The sequence below is a fragment of the Bradyrhizobium sp. genome, from assembly GCF_049691595.1.
GTDB lineage: Bacteria > Pseudomonadota > Alphaproteobacteria > Rhizobiales > Xanthobacteraceae > Bradyrhizobium.
In genome coordinates this window covers 1-4,885 of the sequence record NZ_JBAVNZ010000283.1, presented here as the reverse complement: position 1 = coordinate 4,885, position 4,885 = coordinate 1, and the positions used below count along the sequence as shown (strand labels likewise).

3 protein-coding genes are annotated in these 4,885 nt (G+C 62.7%); 1 reads left to right on the top strand and 2 read right to left on the bottom strand.

The window, feature by feature from the left end; translation table 11 throughout:
- Nucleotides 1-119 precede the first annotated feature (119 nt).
- Both urtB and urtA read right to left on the bottom strand, forming a co-directional pair.
- On the bottom strand, nucleotides 120-1,733 hold the full coding sequence (gene urtB / locus WCE35_RS12790) for an urea ABC transporter permease subunit UrtB (protein WP_424593713.1): 1,614 nt from the start codon (nucleotides 1,731-1,733) through the stop codon (nucleotides 120-122).
- Between the two features lie 76 nt (nucleotides 1,734-1,809).
- Nucleotides 1,810-3,129, bottom strand: a complete 1,320-nt coding sequence (gene urtA, locus WCE35_RS12785) for an urea ABC transporter substrate-binding protein (protein WP_424593712.1) — start codon at nucleotides 3,127-3,129, stop codon at nucleotides 1,810-1,812.
- 550 nt (nucleotides 3,130-3,679) lie between these two features.
- On the opposite strand from urtA, the gene WCE35_RS12780 reads away from it, so the two are divergent.
- The coding region (locus tag WCE35_RS12780; RefSeq protein ID WP_424593711.1) for a DEAD/DEAH box helicase at nucleotides 3,680-4,885 on the top strand (1,206 nt) is incomplete at its 3' end.

Genomic DNA, 4,885 nt, shown 5'->3' with positions numbered 1-4,885 from the left:
AGCTCTCCACCCCTTCGATATTCCCGTTGCGGCGAGAGCCCCCACCCCAGCCCTCCCCCGCGAGCGGGAGAGGGAGTCAAAGAGCAGCACGCGAAAACGTCCCATTCCGACAAGCGGCGTCATGCTTCCACCGCCCGCCCCTTGAGCGCGAACAGACCGCGCGGGCGCTTCTGGATGAACAGAATAATCAACACCAGAATGGCGATCTTGCCGAGCACGGCGCCGGCGACCGGCTCGAGGAACTTGTTGGCGATGCCGAGCGTGAAGGCGCCGACCAGCGTGCCCCAGAGATTGCCGACGCCGCCGAACACCACCACCATGAAGGAGTCGATGATGTAGCTCTGGCCGAGGTTGGGGCTGACATTGTCGATCTGCGACAGCGCCACCCCGGCGATCCCGGCGATGCCGGAGCCGAGGCCGAAGGTGAGCGCATCGACGCGCGAAGTCGCGATCCCCATCGAGGCCGCCATGCGGCGGTTTTGCGTCACCGCCCGCATCTCGAGCCCGAGGCTGGTGTAGCGCAGCATGGCGAGCAGGATCGCGAACACCGCCAAGGTGAAGCAGAGGATCCACAGCCGGTTATAGGTGATGGTGATCTGCCCGAGATCGAACGCGCCGCTCATCCAGGAAGGATTGCCGACCTCGCGGTTGGTCGGACCGAAGCCGGTGCGTACCGCCTGCTGCAGCACCAGCGACAAGCCCCAGGTCGCCAGCAGCGTTTCCAGCGGCCGGCCATAGAGGAAACGGATGATACCGCGCTCGATCAGCACGCCGACCGCCCCTGAGACCAGAAAGGCCAGCGGCACGGCGATCAGCAGCGAATAGTCGAACAACTGGGGATAGCGGGTGCGGATCACCTCCTGCACCACGAAGGTGGTGTAGGCCCCGAGCATCACCATCTCGCCATGGGCCATGTTGATGACGCCCATCACGCCGAAGGTGATGGCCAGCCCGATCGCCGCGAGCAGCAGCACCGAACCGAGCGACATTCCGTACCAGGCATTCTGCACCGTCGACCACAGCGCCAGATTGCCCTGGATCGAGGCGATCGCGCCGGCGACCGACTTTGCGACCACCGGCGGCAGGTCGGTGCCGACGCGGGTGAGGAGCGCCATCGCCTCCTGATCGCCGCGCGCCTTGATGGTGCTGATGGCTTCGAGCTTGTCGACATCGCTGGCATCGGATTTGAACAGCAGGATGGCGGCGCGGGCTTCGGCAAAGGCCTGCCTGGCAGCCTTGTTGGTTTCCTTGACGAGCGCGCCCTCGATCACCGGCAGCATCGTCTCGTCATGGGTCTTGAACACCGATTGCGCGGCGGAGATCCGCCTGGCGGGATCCGGTGACAGCAAGGTCAGGCCGCCGAGCGCGGCTTCGACGGTGCGGCGCAAGCGGTTGTTGAGACGAACGGACGCGGCATTGTCCGGCAGCTTGTCCACGGCCGCACCGGTCGCGGCATCGATGATCCTGCCGTCGGCCTGGGTGATGAAAACTGTCTTGCTGTCGGGATCAGCCGACAGCCGGTCTTCTCCCAGCGCGCTGATGATGGGAAAGGCCAGCGGATTGCCCGAGGTCGCGATCGCAGCTATCGCGTCCCCGGTGTCGGAAAATTCGTCATTGGCGAATTTGGCGACGGCATCCTCGAACGCGCCGGCAAACGCTGGCAAGGCAAAGGCTGCGATCAAAAGGACGGAAAGAAAAAGCGCGCGAAGACGGTGCAAAGCGTTGGCGAGCACTGGACAACCCCGGCAGGAGCATGGGGAGAAGGCGGCGACATCGCCGCCTTCTCCGGTCTTTCGAATGAGGTGGAGATCAGGAGCCCTGACCGCCGCACTTGTCGGTCTTGGTGTTGTAGTTGCCGCACTTCTTGCCGACCCAGTCGCCGATCAGGTCCCTGGAGCCTTCGAGCTCCTTCGACCATGCATCGCCGGCGACCAGGCCCGGGGTCTTCCACACCACGTCGAACTGGCCGTTGCCCTTGATTTCGCCGATGAACACCGGCTTGGTGATATGGTGGTTCGGCAGCATCTTGGAGGTGCCGCCGGTCAGGTTCTTGGCCTCGATGCCGGGCAGCGCATCGATCACCTTGTCGGCGTCGGTCGACTTCACCTTCTCGACCGCCTTGACCCACATGTCGAAGCCGATCACGTGGGCTTCCATCGGATCGTTGGTTACGCGCTTCGGGTACTTGGTGTAGGTCTGCCATGCCTTGATGAACTTGTCGTTCTCCGGCGTCTTGATCGACTGGAAATAATTCCACGCGGCGAGATGGCCGAGCAGCGGCTTGGTGTCGATGCCGGCGAGTTCTTCTTCGCCGACCGAGAACGCCACGACCGGAATGTCGGTCGCCTTGACGCCCTGGTTGCCGAGCTCCTTGTAGAAGGGAACGTTGGCGTCGCCGTTGATGGTGGAGACCACCGCCGTCTTCTGGCCGGCCGAGCCGAACTTCTTGATGTCGGCCACGATCGTCTGCCAGTCAGAATGACCGAACGGCGTGTAGTTGATCATGATGTCTTCCTGCTTGACGCCTTTCGACTTCAAGTAGGCTTCCAGGATCTTGTTGGTGGTGCGGGGATAGACGTAGTCGGTGCCGGCCAGCACCCAGCGCTTCACCTTCTCGTCCTTCATCAGGTAATCGACCGCGGGGATGGCCTGCTGGTTCGGCGCCGCCCCCGTGTAGAACACGTTGCGCTCGCTCTCCTCACCCTCGTATTGCACCGGGTAGAACAGGATGTTGTTCAGCTCCTTGAACACCGGCAGTACGGATTTGCGCGACACCGAGGTCCAGCAGCCGAACACCACGGCGACCTTGTCCTTGGTGATGAGTTCGCGGGCCTTTTCCGCAAACAGCGGCCAGTTCGAGGCGGGGTCGACGACGACGGCCTCGAGCTTCTTGCCGAGCACGCCGCCCTTCTTGTTCTGCTCGTCGATCAGGAAGAGGATGGTGTCCTTCAGCGTGGTTTCGCTGATCGCCATGGTGCCGGAAAGCGAATGGAGAACGCCGACCTTGATGGTGTCGTCAGCCGCCTTGGCGGTGGAGAACCCGGCCAGGCCCAAAACCAGCCCGGCGGTCGCCGCCAGCCAGCGACGGCGGCTCAGCGTCGCTATATTGAGAGTAAGTTGAGTAAGCATGAAATGTCATCTCCCTGACGCAGGCGTTAAACGCTGCGAAACGGCCCCACGGCCGCCTGCGTTAACGGAATCGCAAGAACCATGCCACGGCGCGAAGACGATTTAAGGTATTGGATTTATTTGGTTATTCGCCACATGCGCCAAGAATTGCGATGGAACCTGCCCATTATTTGGTCCAAAAAAATGTGTGCTTTATCGGCAGGCTGACTATTTCGTAAGCAAACGGCGGCGCTTGGCTAAATTTACGGCAAGAAACTTTCTTGCACCACGTGCATTCCGGGCCTTACAGCGCGGTTGTTTGACCAAGCGAAGATCTGATTGCGGGATTCACCTTGAAAGCGCCGTGTTCCTGTTCCATATGTGTGAAGTGACCTAGAGAATCATCAGGTCCTTGCGAGCCGCGTGTTCTGAGCCCGTCCAACGGTTTCTGGCTTGCCCCTTTCAGCTAACCAAAGCCGACGCCCCAAACACGCGGGTGTCTCTGACACCCTCGCGCGCTCCTGGCGAAAACCGTCGGGCGCCTGCCTTTTATAATGGAAAGAACCATCTTTTGACCTCCTTTCAGGATTTCGGCCTCGCCGATCCCATTTCGCGTGCCCTCAAGGAAGAAAATTACCTCATACCTACGCCGATCCAGGCTCAGACCATTCCGCTGGCCCTTGCCGGACGTGACGTCGTCGGCATCGCCCAGACCGGCACCGGCAAGACCGCGGCGTTTGCGCTGCCGATCCTGCACCGCATTCTGGAACACCGCGTCCGGCCGCAGCCCAAGGCCTGCCGGGTACTGGTGCTCAGTCCGACCCGCGAATTGTCGAGCCAGATCCTCGACAGCTTCAACGCCTATGGCCGCCACATCCGCCTCACCTCGGCGCTGGTGATCGGGGGCGTGCCGATGGGACGCCAGGTCCGCTCGGTCATGCAGGGCGTCGAAGTCATGGTGGCAACGCCGGGCCGCCTGCTCGACCTCGTGCAAAGCAATGGCCTCAAGCTCAACCAGGTCGAATTCCTCGTGCTCGACGAGGCCGACCGCATGCTCGATATGGGCTTCATCAACGACATCAGGAAGATCGTCGGCAAACTGCCGATCAAGCGGCAGACGCTGTTCTTCTCGGCCACCATGCCCAAGGACATCGCCGAACTCGCCGAAGCGATGCTTCGCGATCCCGCCCACGTGGCGGTGACGCCGGCGGCCTCGACGGTGGAGCGCATCACCCAGCGCATCATCCAGGTCGATTTCACCGCCAAGCCGGCGGTGCTGGCGCAGCTCCTGAAGCAGGAGCCGGTCGACCGCGCGCTGGTCTTCACCCGCACCAAGCATGGCGCGGACAAGGTGGTGAAGGGCCTTGCCAGAGCCGGCATCGACGCCAATGCGATCCATGGCAACAAGTCGCAGAGCCAGCGCGAGCGGGTGCTGGCGGCGTTTCGTGCCGGCGAGATCCGCACCCTGGTGGCAACCGATATCGCCGCCCGCGGCATCGATGTCGACGGCATCAGCCATGTGGTGAATTTCGACCTGCCCAACATCCCCGAGACCTATGTCCACCGCATCGGCCGCACCGCGCGCGCCGGCGCCGACGGCGTCGCCATCTCGCTGATCGCGGGCGCCGAGGAAATGGGCTATCTGCGCGACATCGAGCGGCTGATCCGCATGGCCATCCCTGCGACGGACCGGCGCACCGGCACGGTTACGCAACAGGCAGAAGTCCACCATGGAGGCCGGCCGCATCGCGGCAATCGCCAACGCGGTCACGGCGGC

What these genes read in the sequence shown, in the direction of transcription:
- urtA (WP_424593712.1), bottom strand. Translation starts at nt 3,129, where the DNA reads ATGCTTACTCAACTTACTCTCAATATAGCGACGCTGAGCCGCCGTCGC.